The 15,774-nt window shown below is 44.6% G+C and carries 13 protein-coding genes and 1 pseudogene; 6 read left to right on the forward strand and 8 right to left on the reverse strand.

From position 1 onward, the window contains the following. Positions 1–8: 8 nt before the first annotated feature. From JBF11_RS09400 to JBF11_RS09430, 7 genes are all read right to left on the reverse strand, one after another. The gene (locus JBF11_RS09400) at positions 9–3,326 is read right to left on the reverse strand and encodes an amidohydrolase family protein (RefSeq protein ID WP_334315222.1); all 3,318 of its coding nucleotides are present in this window, start codon (positions 3,324–3,326) and stop codon (positions 9–11) included. A 158-nt stretch (positions 3,327–3,484) separates the two neighbouring features. After that, entirely contained in the window at positions 3,485–4,210 is a 726-nt protein-coding gene (locus JBF11_RS09405; protein WP_334315223.1) for a prepilin peptidase, read from the reverse strand. Positions 4,211–4,452: 242 nt separating this feature from the next. Continuing rightward, the gene (locus tag JBF11_RS09410) at positions 4,453–5,040 is read right to left on the reverse strand and encodes a TrmH family RNA methyltransferase (protein WP_334315224.1); all 588 of its coding nucleotides are present in this window, start codon (positions 5,038–5,040) and stop codon (positions 4,453–4,455) included. Between the two features lie 136 nt (positions 5,041–5,176). Then, entirely contained in the window at positions 5,177–5,473 is a 297-nt protein-coding gene (locus JBF11_RS09415) for a type II toxin-antitoxin system RelE/ParE family toxin (RefSeq protein ID WP_334315225.1), read from the reverse strand. After that, entirely contained in the window at positions 5,461–5,751 is a 291-nt protein-coding gene (locus tag JBF11_RS09420; protein WP_334315226.1) for a CopG family ribbon-helix-helix protein, read from the reverse strand. The genes JBF11_RS09415 and JBF11_RS09420 overlap by 13 nt, the downstream gene beginning before the upstream one ends. Before the next feature lie 296 nt (positions 5,752–6,047). Next, the gene (locus JBF11_RS09425) at positions 6,048–7,373 is read right to left on the reverse strand and encodes an outer membrane homotrimeric porin (protein ID WP_334315227.1); all 1,326 of its coding nucleotides are present in this window, start codon (positions 7,371–7,373) and stop codon (positions 6,048–6,050) included. Positions 7,374–7,619: 246 nt separating this feature from the next. Next, the gene (locus tag JBF11_RS09430) at positions 7,620–8,819 is read right to left on the reverse strand and encodes a tyrosine-type recombinase/integrase (protein WP_334315228.1); all 1,200 of its coding nucleotides are present in this window, start codon (positions 8,817–8,819) and stop codon (positions 7,620–7,622) included. A 248-nt stretch (positions 8,820–9,067) separates the two neighbouring features. On the opposite strand from JBF11_RS09430, the gene JBF11_RS09435 reads away from it, so the two are divergent. The 4 genes and pseudogenes from JBF11_RS09435 to JBF11_RS09450 form a co-directional block, all read left to right on the forward strand. Then, positions 9,068–10,435 carry an outer membrane homotrimeric porin gene (locus JBF11_RS09435; protein ID WP_334315229.1) on the forward strand — a complete coding sequence of 456 codons (1,368 nt, stop codon included), beginning with the start codon at positions 9,068–9,070 and terminating at the stop codon, positions 10,433–10,435. A gap of 192 nt (positions 10,436–10,627) precedes the next feature. Next, a complete protein-coding gene (locus tag JBF11_RS09440; protein ID WP_334315230.1) occupies positions 10,628–10,909 on the forward strand; it encodes a BrnT family toxin in 282 nt (93 codons plus the stop codon). Further along, positions 10,893–11,111 (forward strand): BrnA antitoxin family protein, encoded by a 219-nt coding sequence (locus JBF11_RS09445; RefSeq protein WP_334315231.1) that lies wholly within the window; start codon positions 10,893–10,895, stop codon positions 11,109–11,111. Before JBF11_RS09440 ends, JBF11_RS09445 begins: the two co-directional genes overlap by 17 nt. 112 nt (positions 11,112–11,223) lie before the next feature. Further along, positions 11,224–11,319, forward strand: a pseudogene (locus JBF11_RS09450) (transposase); the annotation flags it as partial. 422 nt (positions 11,320–11,741) lie between these two features. Here JBF11_RS09450 and JBF11_RS09455 read toward each other — a convergent pair. Then, a complete protein-coding gene (locus JBF11_RS09455) occupies positions 11,742–12,674 on the reverse strand; it encodes a lysophospholipid acyltransferase family protein (protein ID WP_334315232.1) in 933 nt (310 codons plus the stop codon). Between the two features lie 208 nt (positions 12,675–12,882). On the opposite strand from JBF11_RS09455, the gene ftsH reads away from it, so the two are divergent. Both ftsH and folP read left to right on the forward strand, forming a co-directional pair. Further along, positions 12,883–14,859, forward strand: a complete 1,977-nt coding sequence (gene ftsH / locus JBF11_RS09460; protein ID WP_417168620.1) for an ATP-dependent zinc metalloprotease FtsH — start codon at positions 12,883–12,885, stop codon at positions 14,857–14,859. Beyond that, entirely contained in the window at positions 14,859–15,773 is a 915-nt protein-coding gene (folP, locus tag JBF11_RS09465) for a dihydropteroate synthase (protein WP_334315234.1), read from the forward strand. Before ftsH ends, folP begins: the two co-directional genes overlap by 1 nt. Position 15,774: the final 1 nt, after the last annotated feature.

The following is a 15,774-nucleotide window of genomic DNA, read 5'->3' on the forward strand; positions in this document are numbered from 1 at the left end:
AGGGTTGATTATGCGTTGTCACGCTTTCTGTAAATGCGTATCGCCAAAAGACCGAGTGCCGCCAAGATGACAAGAGCCAAGTCGTATTGGGCTGTCGTGCCTATGGTGCAGCCCCCGCCTCCGCCATGTCCGGCATAAGGAGCGGTGGGAACCTTAGGGAATGAATCCGCCGTTACGATAACGGGGTCCTGTACCTTTGCGGAGTCCTTGTCAAGGTCGAACTCGGAATCGTTTTCAATGGCGAAGTGGATATAGTACGCCTTGCCCACTTCAAGAACACTGCCTGCCGCAAGAGGCTTTTCAAGAGTTCTGTCCGTGATCCAGTATTGTTCCGCGTGACTGTCTATATCGTCCGCATTGACGGAGCCGGTAAAGGTGAACGGTCTGATGTCGGCGTTGTTGATGTACTTATGGAGCCGGACCGTTTCAACCGGGTCGCCGTTACCCATGATTTGCGCGGATAATACTGCCGTGTTGCTGTTGGTTGTATCAATATCGGCATGGAACTGGACACTGCCGAGATATGCCTTGCCGTAGTTCTTTGCGGCTTCCATGAGAGTATTTTCCGGAATATAGGAGGCGTTCGGGAACGTATCCGGATTTTCACTTATGTTGGTAAGAGCGGATTGGTTGAAGAAGCTGGATTCAAGGTTGGAAACAAAGTTACCGGCTTCTGTTCCGGGCAATACGCCGAATACGGTTTCACCGCCGACTATTGTTGCTACAACCGGAATATCGGCAATTTGCAATAATCCTGCTTCGCCTTGCTTTTCAAGCTGGAACGGGTCTTGGGCGAGAATGACGAAGTCGGCATAGAAGCCTTCCCTGATTTGACCGAGCTTGTTTTCAAGCTGTTTGGTTTCCCAAGCGGAGTTCACGGTTAATGCGTGCAATGCCTGCAATACGGTGATGCGTTGGTCGAAGTACACATAGTCGCGTTGTTCGCCTTTGTTCAGCTCATCAATCTTGGTCGGATAGAATTTCTTTGTTGCTGTGATGTCCTTGCCCGCGCCTTGGTGGTAAATCGGTTCCTGCGGACCTTTCACACCGCCGGCGGTATAGCCGGAAGAGAGGCGTGTTGTTGCAATGGTGATTGATTTCAATGGGTTTTGCGGCGTTACAGGGGTGTCGTTATGAATGGTCCAGCGGTGTCCCAATTGTACAGCCCAGCCCAGAGGACTCATGTTGTATGCGCTTCCGGGACCCATGAAAATATCTCTGTGGCGTTGTCCCCAGTAATAGGTATGATCGACAAAGTAGGAGCTGATGAAGTTTTGTTCTTTCATCAATTGACCGTTTCCAAGGTCTTTGCGAAGCTGTTCCGCTTCTTTGGAGAACTCTTTCTTATAACGCCCTTCTTCAGGGTTGTAACCGCCATATTCCGTTGGGTCCTGCTGTGCCGCTTTCTCCCATGTCATTCCTGCGGTGCCTTGCCATACGGTGCAAATATCCTGCAACTTCGCGGGATTGTTCAAGGGATATTGGTCATAGTTGCCCAAAAGACGTTGTGTTTCGACCAATTCCTGCATTTGGGCGTGGATGACGGTGTGACGGCCGTCTTTAATGCCGGGATTGCTTGCAATGGCTTTTTCAATGAACGTCACGCCGTCGCTGCTTGCACGGCTGCCGTTCATATGGCAGTGAATGCTTTGTCCCTTTTCATGGTAACGCTTATAGGTGATTTCGCCGAGTTTGAAAACATCCTGCGCTTTGTTGATAAAGAAGCAACCTTCGTTTCCGTAGTGTTTGCCGGCTTCGACGAAGTTTTTGGGGTCGTTTATGGATTCCATGCCAAGATTGTTGATTGTGACGGAACCGTCAGGATTGGTTGTTCTGCCGACAGGGAAATAGGTCACGTTTCCGTCGGGAAGCTGATAATATCCCTTTTGTCCGAAGAAACCGGTATACCCTTGGTTGGAGCCGTCATAAATCATTTTCCAAGAACCGAGGAAAATCCTGTCCAAAGGAAGTTCTTTATTTAATTGCTTTTGGTAAATTTGGTTGGCTAATGTTGTTGGGGCGGCGAGTTCACCGGGACCTGCGTTCTTCATATCACCATTCCATGCGGAAATATCGTCACCCGCTTTTGGAGATTTGACGCTTGGGTTGCCGATGGAGCGTTGTTCGTCAGGTTTGGATTTGTCATAAATCATATTTTCCCATGCAAGAGCAAAATGGTTCATCAAGCTTGTTTGATTGATTTCAGGATCCAGCGCGTTATAAACCATCGGCTGGATAATGGTTCTGATTTTCAGCTTGTTGTTCAAAAGACCTTGCTGCGCATTCGGAAGGGCTTGGGGAAGAACTGCGGCGCCCTGCATGGAGGTTGTCACGCCGCGGGAAGCGTATTCTTTTGACGCCATCGCCATTATTTCAGCCTGTTTCGGTGCGTATGCCTTATCCGCCGGAAGCTGTGCCACATAGCTCATCGCCGCTTCAACGAAAGTACCTGTCATGCATTTTAAATATGTGTCAACGGTATCGGGTCCGGTAGCCAATGTCTGTGCCGCATCCGCCCGCATTATGATACCCGGCAGTTCTTTTGTCGTGGAACTGCCTCCGCTTGGAGTGTAGGTAATTTGATAAAACACATTGCCGTTTTTATTGATTAATTTGGCGGCTGTCACTTGGTCGGCTGGATCTAATTGGATAGCCTTTTTAAATGTATCGCTGTTGTAATAGGATGAGTCAAAGAAACGTTTTAATGCTGCAGTATTGACTGAAATAAGGTGACCGGAAATGTGGGAAGCCCTGATTATATACTTGGCTAATTCGCCTTTGTTGAGTTCTTCATGCAAAGGGTGCCTTTGAACGTCTAACAATGTGTCGTCATAGTCGGAAGCGGTTACGTAATTAATGCCTTTGCCTGCATAGTCGCGTTCCGTGATTTTTTCAAGCAAACGCGCCTGCACTTCTTCTATGGTGTCAACATCGCCGATGGGAGACGGAGCCAAGCTGATGCCGCTGTAATTGGGTGCGGCGGGGAAGTGCCCGTGCGGGTCGATAAAGCCCGGAAGCATGACGTTTGTTCCGAGGTTTACTTGTTTGTAATTTGCGTTTTTCGTATACATGTCCGCGTTTTCATTTTCTTTGAAAACTTTTATGATTTTGCCTGTTTTGTTATCCACGACAACGGCTTTCGCCTTGTGGGGCTTGACGTTGTTTTGAACTTCTTTCAGGCTTTCCGTCATGGTGTAAATCGTGCCGCCGCTGAATACCGTGTAATTTTGCGTATTGGCATAGGCTTGTCTCGGAAGCACCATGAAAGGTGACGCCAACATGGAACACAGGCTGTACACTAAGACTTTTTTCCCTAGGTTTGCCATAAAACCACTCCTATGAAAGGGGTTGTGAAAATAATCATTAATAATGAGCATTTTCAGGAACAATAGCGCGAACTATTGATATCTGCCTTCTTAAACATAATCATATGTTTATAATCCACCTCTAATATATATATATATGTCAAGCGAAAAAGGCGGAATTACAGGAAGAGTATGAAAAGCGCCGCAAATCCCAAGAAGGGACCGAAAGGAATTTTGGTTGTATGAAGGTCGGTTTTGTATTTAAAATGAAAGAATATGCTGTAACAGAGGGCGGAACCTGAAGCAATCATGAAAAAGAGGGGAATTTCGCGCGGCAGCAGGAACAGCCCTAGGAAAAGGACGAATTTCACATCGCCGAGTCCTAAGGCTTCCAGTTTTCTTATATGAAGAAAATAGGCATGGCAGAGATAAAGCACGGCAAAACAGATAAAGGAAGATAGAATGTTTTCCGGTGAAACAAAGGTCAGCCAATATCCTAAAGGCAGAAAAAGAAGAAAGGAATAAACCGTAAGAAGATCGGGAATGATAAGCAGGCGGCAGTCGATAATGCCTGCAATCAAAATGATGTGCACGGCGAAACAGTAAAAAACAAATTCCGGAGTAAGCCCGAATTTCACATAGGTTAAAAGGCTTGCCGTTCCGAAAAGAAATTCCGTAAAGGGATAAAAAAAAGAGATTTTGCCGCGGCAAAAGGAGCAATGCCCTTTTTGCATAAGAAAACTGATAATCGGTATCAGCTGATACCATTTCAAAGTCCCGCAGCAGTTCGGGCACTTCGACCTTTTGGTGAAAATCGGCGATTTTGCACAAAACCGCGCAATGCCACAGGCGTAAAAACTGCCTGAGGCAAGCCCTGCTGCGAATATGAGAAAATGGAAAATCATATGTATTTTCTTGTTTAAAATGCGTTTGTCAGCTGTTTTCCGTTATTTGTTGCTGTATATCGATGTGACAAGATTAAATTATGTAATGCATGCATTAATGCCCGCATGGTGTGCTTTTAGTTTTGCCTGCGTGCTGTCTTTTTTATATGATTTTCCGTCGGCTTGCCGAGGGATTATGTTTTGTTAAAAGAATTTGTCCTTTTTGGCGGGCGGGATTGAAGAGCGGGCGCTGTTTGATAAAATCAGCGTTCGAGCCAGTCCGCCAAAAGTTCTTGGTATTCTTCGTCTGAAAAGGTTTTGGTATCGTACATGCCTTTCAGCTGGCGCTGTCTGCTCGCCTCGCCGAGCAAAAGGGCGGCGGCGACGGAAACATTGAAGCTTTGTATCATGCCGAACATGGGAATGTAAATTTCACCGTCCACGAGGGGAAAAAGTTCTTCGGAAACGCCGGAATGTTCGTTGCCCATGATGATTGCGGTAGGCATGGTCAAATCATATTCGCGCAGGGGCTTCGCCGTTGGCGTGCAGTTTGTCGCAAGAATTTGATAACCGGTGTTTTTCAGTTCGCCGATAAGGCTTTCTTTACTGCCGTGCCTTACCGTGTCAACCCATTTTCTTGCGGAAGCGGACGTTTTTTCGCTCAAATGCGGAAAAGGCGTGTCCGTATAATATAAATGCACCTTGTGCACGCCGAAGGCGTCACAGCTTCGGTAAATGGCGGAAACATTGTGCGGGTCGTGGATATTGTCAAGCACAAGGGTTAAATCTTTTTGCCTTTGGCTTAATACTTTTTCGATTTTCGCTCTTCTTCTGTCTGTCATTGCACGCATAACATATCCTTTTCATTGGAAAAATTTTTCGCAGTTTAGCCGTGTTTTTTGTTTCTGTCAAATTCTGTCAAATGTGTTTTTGGATATTTTATGCGCTCATGTTCATAATTGGCAGACTGTTCATGATACCATGATATTATTTATAATTTACTTCTTTTTGATGTTTTATCGCCAGTATGTGAAGAGTATTGTCTCCCATTTGACAAAGCATTACATAACCTGTTTCCCCAAAGGGGATAAGCAATTCTCTGTGCTCCGGCTCCAAATCAAGAGAAGGCCTGCCTGCATTAGGAAAATTTTCCAGCAACAGGGCTTTTTCTCGGATAATTTTTAATGCCGTCCTTGCGGCATCCTTATTCTTTTCAGATAAAAATAAATATAATTGTTCAAGATTTTCAAGCGCATGAGGCGTCCAATAAACTATATATGGCATTTAGGCATTGGCTCCTCTCTTCCCTGAACAATTGTATCTATCCATTCAAGAACTTCCTGATTGGTCAAATGCAAGCCTGTTTGCTGAAATTCCTCCCACGCTTTAATTCCTTCCTGCCGCCACGCTTCTCTTTTTTCTTCACGGCTGACATGATTTTCCAATGCCGATAACATGAACGCATGAGAAGATTGATTGCGGACAGCGGCTAATTTTTGGATTCTTTCACGTAATTCACAAGGTATTTTTATACTGGTATTGACAATTGATTGTGACTGCATAAATATTCTCCGTTTTGAAACAGCATATACTACTTTTTACTACCATGCAAGTTAATAAACTTTTATAGTGAAATAATCATTGTTTTTTGGAATAAGCTGTTATGTTATCAGTAATAACGGCAATGAGCTTGACAAGGTAACGGCGTTTTCGGGAAAAGGATGGTTTTTTGCAGTGTGTTAAAATCGTATCATAAGGATAATTGTATTGCGCGATTGTTTTTTTATCATCCTGCCCACAAAAAAAGCCCCTCGGATGAGGGGCTTCATATTTGCTGTCTTACGCGACAAATTCAAAATTAGAATTTGTAAACGAAAGTAAGAGCTGAACGGAAGATGTCGTCTTGTTCTTCAGCAAGAGGAGCAAGGTTGGATTGATCGAAGAATACATAACCGAGCTGCAAGGTAGCGGAAAGGTTTTTGTAGATTTGGTAGGTGGTATCGAAGTCGATTTCGATAGCGCTGTCATCTTCTGTCAATTCAATGCTGTCACCAAATCCTGGGTTATAAGCATTTGGTTGGTTTTCGTTTGTGCCTTCGATGTACAATACGCGTGCGGTGTGGCTCAAGTTTTCAAGGAATGAGAAACCTGCGTATTCAGCAATAACACCCCAGGTACCGAATGGGCTGTCTGAACCCAAAACGTTGGTGTAGTCGTCTGCGCCAACGATGTTGCCGCCAAACAAAACGGAAGAAGCAGAGAAACCGCCGTCAAGAACAACAAAGCCGTTGTCATTGTTTTCCCAGTCGTTACCGGTTGAGTACCAGCCGCCGAGGCTAGCAACACCGTTGCTCAATTTGTAAGAAGCTTTAGCTGCTACATAGAAAGCGTCGTAGCTGTCTTCTGCGAGAGGAGCCATGTTGTGGTATTTGATGTTGTTGTACAATGCGTCAACAGCGAATACGAACGGATCGAACATGTTAAGTTCGGCGGAAGCACCGATGATGTAAAGATCTGCGTCAGCTTGTTTACCGTCAATGTTTGCGAATTGAGCGATACCGGATTCTGCATCGTGTTGTTTATGTGCATAAACAGCCCATGGAGCTACTTTGAAGCCGTCATAAGCAAATTCAGCGTTAAGCATGAGTGCGTCAGTGGTATCAAAAGTGGTATCAAAGCCGTAGTCAGCATAATCTCTTGTGTTTCTGTCAGCACGCATCCATGCAAGACCGAGGCTGATGTTTTCGTTAACATTGCCGTTGATGCTGATAGCGTCCGCACGGCTGTCAAGTACAGGAGAACCGAATGCGTAAGAAGGAGCTACAACAGCTTGGCGACCCATACGAACTTTAACGTCGGTGCTTGGGAGAGTCCAGTCGATGTAAGCCAAACGCATTTTGAGATTTGCTCTGCCGTCATTGTTTGGTTCGAAAGTACCCCAGTGGTAACCGCCGTATTGGAACAAGATGGTTGCGGAAAGATCTTCGCTAGCAACATAGTCGAAACCGAAACGGATACGAGTTGCGGCGTCAAAGTTTTCCAATTGGTCGTTTGTGCCGGCGTCACCATAGGTGAATTCTTCAGCGAATTGCAATACAGGTTTGAATTCGCCAGCGGAAGCGGAACCAGCGAAAGCGGAAACTACGAGGCCTGCTGCCAAAACAAGTGTGGTAAGTTTTTTCATTCTATTTTCCTCACAGAATTTATGCCTAAAAGGCAAATTTGAAAAATTGCTGTTCAAAAAATTTAACTTTTCCGAACGTCATGTCTTTTTTGTACACAATTCTTCCTGCCTTGTAAAGTATTTTTTACAAATTAAATTCAATTTTTTTTACTTTTCTTCCAAAAATATTCCATCTTGTCTTATCCTATTGAAATACCATGTTTTATTTAACATTTTTTAAAAAAATATTTTATATGTATAGCACTTTTATAGCACATTTTCCCTTTTTGCGAAATGTTTTTGTATAATTTTTGATACACATTCCGAACTTTGCCGCAGGTTTTTATCATTTAAATGGGCATAACGCTGCGTCGTTACGGGGCTGTTATGGGTGAGGAGTTTCTGTATCGTATATAAATTTGTACCGCTGTTCGCAAGAAGGCTTGCGAAGTTGTGGCGAAGCATGTAAAAAGGGCGGTATTTTTCAGGCAAGCCGATTTTTTCCTTTATCGCTTTCGCTTTTTGAAAATAATTCGCATAGGGCTTTTTCGAGCTGTTCAAAAAAAGATATTCGCTTTGTTTGGGCAAAATTTTCAGCAATTTCTTTACAGGCAGAGGCAGGGGAATGAAATCCGCCTGCCGTTTTTTGGCATTTTGCGCCTGCAAATAAATGATATTGCGGCAAAAATCTATATCCTGCCATGCGAGATTGTAAATGGCTTTTTTACGCATGCCGGTAAAAAGGGCTATCATGAGAAACGTTTTCGCATGGGGATTTTCTTCTGTCTGCAATGCGTCAGCATATTGTTTCAGCTGTTTTTCCGTTAAAAACTCCTGCACGGTATTTTGCACTTTCGGAATATTGAAGTGCAGTGTATCATTTTTTGTACAAAGCCCGTTTTTTACGGCGAAATTTACCAACGTTCTGAACAGTTTCAAAATATGGGCGACAGTCTGCGGGGCAAATTTTTTCCCCTGTCTTGTGGTTTTATTTTCAAGTTCCTGCCTGAACATGTTGATTTCCTTTGTGGAAAGGGAAAGGGGCGTTTTGGCGTAAAAAGGTTTCAAATACTGATAACAATGTTTAATTGAAGCAAACGAGCTGAGCGACTGTTTTTGCTCTTTATATTCCCGCCAAATTCCGGCAAGGGTCGGCGCGTTTTCAAACGTTCGGGGATTAACGGCATTGACGGAACTGCCATGAAGGGATTGCTCATGCTCCAAAATTTTCCGCAGTCTGATTTTCGAGGCTTTTTTCGGAGTCATGCCTTGCGATTTGGTGCCGACTTTCTGCAAAACCTGTTTCCCTTGCCTGCCTCCGACACGGTAGTAAATGTAATAGGAATAATCATTGGCAATAATGCTCTGTCTCAAAAAACGGATTTTTATACCCGTATATCCTTTTACGGAATGGAGCCTGCCGTCTTTCGGCGGGGATTGATTAGGAAAAATAGCTGTCGTGTGCATGGTGTTTCCTCTGCTGAAATGATGAAATGGTGAAAAATCCGCGTGTGAAATTCTACGATATTAATTAAGGAATATATAGCACTTTTATAGCACATGACTTTTGTAAAAGAAAAGAAATAAGAAAATATATGAAAAACTTTTCTCATAATAAGCTTTATTTATTCTCTTAATTTTATACGGAATGCATTTTTTACGGGATTTGCGGAACTTTTTTGCCTTTTAGGCATAAATTCTGTGAGGAAAATAGAATGAAAAAACTTACCACACTTGTTTTGGCAGCAGGCCTCGTAGTTTCCGCTTTCGCAGGTTCCGCTTCCGCTGGCGAATTCAAACCGGTATTGCAATTCGCTGAAGAATTCACCTATACTGACGCAGGTATTGATGACTCAGAAAACTTCAACGCTGCCACCCGTATCCGTTTCGGTTTCGATTATGTTGCCAGCGAAGATCTTTCCGCAACCATCTTGTTCCAATATCGTCACACAAACTGGGGTAACAATGGCAACGATTTCACTGCTGACCCTTCAATCTTCGGCGACGATAGCAAAGACCATTTCCGTATGCGTTTAGCATACATCGACTGGACAATCCCAAGCACAGACGTTAAAGTCCGTATGGGTCGCCAAGCAGTTGTAGCGCCTTCCTATGCTTTCGGTTCCGCTGTTCTTGACGGTCGTGCAGACGCTGTTAGCGTAAACGGTAACATCAATGAAAACATCAGCCTCGGTCTTGCATGGTTGCGTACAGATTCTGAAACCAATGCTAAAAAATATGAGGTCTTGAAAAATGGTGAAAAAGAGCTTATATTTGGTGCTGACGATGCAGACGCAGTTATCCTCAATGCTGAATTCGCTTATGACGGCTTCAAAGTAGCTCCATGGGCTATGTACGCATACAAAGACACCGCAGCAATGAGTTATGCCCCTGCCAATATGTTGCCTTATGAAGCTAACTCTTTCGTAGTTGGCGCTTCCGCCGAACTTAATATGTTCGACCCGTTCGTATTCGCTGTTGACGCGTTGTACAGCAATGTCAGCTATGACGATATGCCTGCTGGTTCAGAAGACAGCTTCGACGGCTTCTATGTGGCAGCCAAAGCTTCTTACAAATTCAGCAACGGCGTTGCCGCTTTGGGTGGTTGGTATGCAACCGGTGATGACGACACCAACAATGACAACGGCTTCGTTCTCTTGGACGGCGGTTTCTCTGCTTCCACTATTCTCTTCGGCGACAACATCATCGGCTGCGACGGTTACAATACTTTGACCGGAGACACTCCGTTCGGTACTTGGGGTCTCATTGCTGAATATGCTAACTTCTCATTCCTTGAAAACTTGAGCCACACCGCGCGTGTTGTTTATGTAAAAGGAACTAACGAATCTGAAAAAAATGAATACGGAATGAAAGTCAAAGCTGAAGAACATAGCTTCTTGGATTGGAGTGAAGATGACAGCGCTATTGAAGTTGACTTCAATTCTACGTATCAAATCTACAAAAACTTCTCCGCAACTTTGGAACTCGGCTATGTTTTTGTTGACCAATCAAACCTTGATTTTGGTCAAGAAGAACAAGACGACATCTTCCGTTCAGCTCTTACTTTCGTTTACAAATTCTAATTTCGAATTTGTCGCGTAAGACAGCAAATATGAAGCCCCTCATCCGAGGGGCTTTTTTTGTGGGCTTTGGCAAAAAAAAACTAACTATAAGACGGTGCTCTTTATTCTATGGGGAGAAGTAAAAAAGGTTGAATACATCTTGACTTATGATGAAAATATATTTATATTGTAATTACAAAATAAGGAACATATATGAATTTTGTTTGGGATGAAAATAAAAATCAAATCAACCGAAAAAAGCATGGTATAGACTTTACTGAAGCACGTTCTGTATTTTTTGACGAACAGGCTATTTTATTTGATGACCCTGAATATTCCGATGATGAAGAAAGATTTTTGATTTTGGGAATGAGTGAAACTGCAAAAATTTGCCTTGTTTGTCATTGTTACAGAAACGAGGATGAAACAATTCGTATCATTTCGGCAAGAAAAGCAACCAAAAAGGAGGAAAAAAGATATGTTAGAGGAATATGATATTGACAAATTAAATCCAAGACCAAACCCTTATATACGGAAAAACAAAAGCAACATCACCATACGGCTTGACGATGAGGTTTTGGAATATTTCAAATCCCTATCGGAAGATCTTGATATTCCGTATCAAACGCTTATCAATTCATTTTTAAAAGATTGTGCAAAAAATAAAAGGCAATTGGTCTGGAGCAAGAGTTCTTAAGGCATTAAAAAATAAAATGGAAAGTTTTTTCTGACAGAAAGCCCCCCGAAAGTTTTTTTGTACGCTTTGGCAAAAAAAACACCGGCTAAGCTGGTGGAATGAAAAATCTATAGAAGTAACAGCTTGTGCCGACCATGTCCATATATTGGTTGCTATTCTCCTAAAACTTAGTGTATCTTCGTTTATGGGCTCTTTGAAGGAAAAAACTTTGTGGGGTGCATGGTGTTTAGGTGAGGGATTTTGCAATTTGCCGTGACGAGCTGCTTTTATTGTTTGCGGTTGTGTCAGATATTGGTGTTATTATGGCTGTTTTTTTGATTTTCGCTGCAAACAGTTCAAAAGCCTAAATACGCTAAAGAGCGGATAACAACTGAAATTACCGTCGGAATTGCCGCATATCTTTTTTCATAAAGGGATATGTGCTATAAAGATTGTCATACGTTTGATGAATAAAACAACCATGCCAAATTTCCTGACGCTTATGCCAAAGGAAATAATCGGAAAGCTGAAAAGAAAATTCATGATTGTTTATTGAAGAACCGAAATTCGGTTTTTAATTTTTGTTATACGCACAAGTCTTTTTAACTGAGCGGATTAATTTTCTGTCTGTCATTTTGGCAGATTGGGATTTTATTTCCAGTCCTTATTCCAGCGGTTGTGCATCCAAAACCATTGCTCCGGGTTGCTGCGGATTTGTTTTTCCATTGCGCGGGTATAAAACAGCGTTGTTTCTTTGATTTTTTCTTCCGTAGTGCCTGATAACAGCTTCGTGTCAAGCGGTTCCTGCAAATGCAGAAGAAAGCCTTTGTCCGTGCGTTCCAAAAAAATGGGCAGAACGAGCGCTTCCGCGCGTACTGCCAAAAGGGCGGGTCCCATATTGACGTTCGCCATGTCGCCAAAAAAAGGCAGGGTATATGCCTCATGGTTTTTCGTCTTGTGGTCAACCAAGAAAGCGACAATGCCGTGTTTTCGCAGCGCCCGCAAAACCGATGTTGCGACGGCTCTGTGTCCTATCATGCTCGCCCCTCTCGCTTCGCGCTGTTTTGATATGAACGCGTGCACGGCAGGATTGGGGTATTTTCTCACAACAACCATGCGCGGGCGCGGAGGCTGAAAAACCTGTCCCAAAAGGCTCGCCAAAAGTTCCCAGGAGCCGTAATGCCCCGTCGCAGCGACTATGGGACGCCGGCAGGAGCGCAATTTTTCCCACAATCCTTCATTTTCTATGAAAAGATGTGTTCCCTTGTGCTCCAATCCGAAATCTTCCGTAAATAAAATTTCGGTGAAAGAGCGGAATGTGGACTGAAAACTTTTATAAGCGAGATTTCTTGCTTCGTCTTGGGTTGTTTTTAAATGTTCCCGTATGCTGGCGATGGTGTTTTCACGGCGTGAACGCAGAATGTGCCATGCCAGAAAGGCGAATCCGTCAGCCAGCGCATAGGTTGTTTTGATGCCTAAAAAATGAATGGTCTTGCCCAGTCCGCAAAGCGAATAATATTGCATTTTTTGCAGACCGGTTTGCATTTCCGTAAAATTGATGTCTTCACTGTGTCGTCTTGTCATTGCGCACCTGCTTCGTATGGGAAATAATAAATTTAAAAACAAGCGATTGTCAAAGTGAAAATCGGTCTTATCATAATTATAATTTTATGCCAAGTTAGAACTTGCTAAGTGTGGGCAAGTTCTGTTATAGGTTAATTTTATATGAATGAACGCTGTTTGTATGATATGGCGAATTATTGACAGGTTATATATCAGCCTTGGAGGAATCTTGAACAATAATTTTTCAAAAAATCTTTTAGTTTGGGTTGTTATTGTTATTGCCGCAATGACGGTTTTCAATATGTTTAATCCCTCTTTCAACGGGACCGGAAATTCCATGTCTTACAGCGAATTTCTCAATTCCGTCAATCGCGGGGAAGTTGCGGAAGTAAAAATTCAGGACAGGAATATCACATACAGAACCCAAGCCGGGGCGGAACTTTCAACATACGCTCCCGACGATCCGGGGCTTGTGGAACATTTGTTGAATAAGAACGTGCGCATCGACGCTGTCGCTCCGGAAGAGCCTTCTTTGCTCGTTTCCGTGCTCATGTCCTGGTTTCCGATGATTTTGCTGATTGGCGTATGGATTTTCTTTATGCGTCAAATGCAGGGAGGCGGCGGAAAGGCGATGAGCTTCGGACGTTCCCGCGCAAGAATGATAGATGCGAACCAAGCCAAGGTGACGTTTGCCGATGTGGCGGGCGTTGACGAGGCGAAAGAGGAACTCTCCGAAGTTGTGGAATTTTTGTCCAATCCGAAAAAATTCACGCGTCTTGGCGGGCGCATTCCCAAAGGCGTGCTTTTGGTAGGGCCTCCGGGAACCGGTAAGACTTTGCTCGCCCGTGCCGTCGCCGGTGAGGCGGGCGTGCCGTTTTTCTCCATTTCAGGTTCTGATTTCGTGGAAATGTTTGTCGGGGTCGGAGCTTCCCGTGTGCGCGACCTTTTCATGCAAGGCAAAAAAAATGCTCCCTGTTTGATATTTATTGACGAAATCGACGCCGTCGGCCGTCAGAGAGGAGCCGGTCTTGGCGGCGGACACGATGAAAGGGAGCAAACCCTCAACCAAATGCTTGTGGAAATGGACGGTTTTGAATCCAATGAAGGCGTCATTCTCATTGCGGCGACGAACCGCCCCGATGTGCTTGACCCCGCGCTTCTCCGTCCCGGACGTTTTGACCGTCAAGTGGTTGTTTCAACCCCCGACCTTAGAGGCCGCCAGCATATTTTAGCCGTGCACACAAAGAAAACGCCTATTGCGGACGATGTGGATATTGAAGTGCTTGCCAAAGGCACTCCCGGATTTTCAGGTGCGGATCTTGAAAATCTTGTCAACGAGGCAGCCCTGCAAGCCGCCAAGAAAAATAAAAATCAGCTCAATATGTCCGATTTTGAATATGCGAAAGATAAAGTCCTGATGGGTAAGGAACGCCGTAGTCTTGTTCTCAGCGAAGAGGAAAAGCGTATCACGGCGTATCATGAGGCAGGGCACGCTCTTGCGGCGGTTTGCCTTCCCGGTTCCGATCCCGTGCATAAGGTTTCCATTATTCCGAGGGGACGCGCCCTTGGCGTAACCATGCAGCTTCCGGAAGAGGACAGACACGGTTATTCCAAAAATTATCTGCGCAACAATTTGGTTGTGCTTTTGGCGGGCCGTATGGCTGAAGAACTGGTTATGGACGACATAACGACAGGCGCGGGCAATGATATTGAGCGCGCTACCAAAATGGCGCGGAAAATGGTTTGCGAATGGGGCATGAGCGATAAGATCGGTCCGCAGGCTATCGGTGATAACGGAGGCGAAGTTTTCCTCGGCAGGGAATGGGCCCATACCGATTCCGTAAGCCAATCCACAGCGCAGATTGTCGATTCCGAAATAAAATTCTTCATTGACGAAGCCCGTGAGCGCTGCCGTAAAATTCTTGAAGAAAATATGGATAAGCTGCACGCCATCGCCGCGGCTCTTCTTGAAAGGGAAACCATTACGGGCGAAGAGATCAAGCGCATTATGGACGGCAAGGAACTCGACCCGTTCGTGCTTGACGGCACAAAAAAAGCTGACGAAAACGATACGTTCGCATGGTCAGAAGAAAGCAAGGAAATACGGCATCCTGAAACTTCTGAAAATGCAGGGCGGGCGGAACGCGCCGAACAGGCAGGCGAACAGGACGCCGGCAGCCAAAAATCAGAAGACAAGGATATGTAATGCAATATCCGCTGCAATTCAGGGGTGAGGCTTTAATGTCCGCCCCTTTTTATGTTTGGGGCATTGTGAACACAACGCCGGATTCCTTTTATGACGGCGGTTGTTATGAAAAAACGGATCATGCGACAGCACACGCCCGCCTTTTGTGGGAGCAGGGGGCATGCATTTTGGATATCGGCGGCGCGTCTTCCCGTCCCGGCGCGGAAGATGTGGACAGCCTTGAAGAATGGCGGCGTATTGCGCCTGTCATTTCCGCCGTAAAAGGGTTTTCTGCGGAAGAATATGTTTCATGCCGCGGAGCCGATATGATACGGACGGATATTGTTCCGCTTGATTTTGGAAGAAAACCGCTTGTTTCCGTGGATACGTGGCGGGCTTCGGTGGCGGAAAAAGCGCTTGAAAAAGGCGTTGAAATCATTAATGATATTTCAGCGTTCAGCTGGGAAAAGGAACTTCTTGACGTGGTGGCGGATTACAAGCCTCTTTATGTGCTCATGCACTGCAAGGGCAGGCCGCAGACAATGCAGGAAACACCATGTTACGGCGACGTGGTGAAAGATGTGTACGCCTTTTTTGAAGAAAAAATGAATATTCTTGTGCAAAAAGGTTTACCGGAAGAAAATATTATTTTAGATTTCGGCATCGGGTTTGGAAAAACTCTGGAACATAATCTTGACCTGTTGCGGCATATTCAGGTTTTTGAAGCGCTGAAACGCCCTTTGCTGCTTGGTTTGTCACAAAAATCTTTGTTCGGGCATTTGCTCGGTTTGAAAAAAAATGAACGTTCCGTAAGCACGCAGGTTTGCACGGCTCTTGCCATGCGACAGGGGATCAGTCACCATAGGGTGCATGAAGTGAAAGAAACGGTTGAAACTTTGGCTTTGACCTATGCTTTGCAAAACGGAAACGCATAAA

It is taken from the genome of Taurinivorans muris (assembly GCF_025232395.1).
Classification (GTDB): Bacteria; Desulfobacterota; Desulfovibrionia; order Desulfovibrionales; family Desulfovibrionaceae; genus Taurinivorans; species Taurinivorans muris.

Bases quoted from the DNA above. Each gene is read 5' to 3' on its own strand.
- JBF11_RS09400 (WP_334315222.1), bottom strand. From the start codon at position 3,326: ATGGCAAACCTAGGGAAAAAAGTCTTAGTGTACAGCCTGTGTTCCATG.
- JBF11_RS09405 (WP_334315223.1), bottom strand. From the start codon at position 4,210: ATGATTTTCCATTTTCTCATATTCGCAGCAGGGCTTGCCTCAGGCAGT.
- JBF11_RS09410 (WP_334315224.1), bottom strand. From the start codon at position 5,040: ATGCGTGCAATGACAGACAGAAGAAGAGCGAAAATCGAAAAAGTATTA.
- JBF11_RS09415 (WP_334315225.1), bottom strand. From the start codon at position 5,473: ATGCCATATATAGTTTATTGGACGCCTCATGCGCTTGAAAATCTTGAA.
- JBF11_RS09420 (WP_334315226.1), bottom strand. From the start codon at position 5,751: ATGCAGTCACAATCAATTGTCAATACCAGTATAAAAATACCTTGTGAA.
- JBF11_RS09425 (WP_334315227.1), bottom strand. From the start codon at position 7,373: ATGAAAAAACTTACCACACTTGTTTTGGCAGCAGGCCTCGTAGTTTCC.
- JBF11_RS09430 (WP_334315228.1), bottom strand. From the start codon at position 8,819: ATGCACACGACAGCTATTTTTCCTAATCAATCCCCGCCGAAAGACGGC.
- JBF11_RS09435 (WP_334315229.1), top strand. From the start codon at position 9,068: ATGAAAAAACTTACCACACTTGTTTTGGCAGCAGGCCTCGTAGTTTCC.
- JBF11_RS09440 (WP_334315230.1), top strand. From the start codon at position 10,628: ATGAATTTTGTTTGGGATGAAAATAAAAATCAAATCAACCGAAAAAAG.
- JBF11_RS09445 (WP_334315231.1), top strand. From the start codon at position 10,893: ATGTTAGAGGAATATGATATTGACAAATTAAATCCAAGACCAAACCCT.
- JBF11_RS09455 (WP_334315232.1), bottom strand. From the start codon at position 12,674: ATGACAAGACGACACAGTGAAGACATCAATTTTACGGAAATGCAAACC.
- folP (WP_334315234.1), top strand. From the start codon at position 14,859: ATGCAATATCCGCTGCAATTCAGGGGTGAGGCTTTAATGTCCGCCCCT.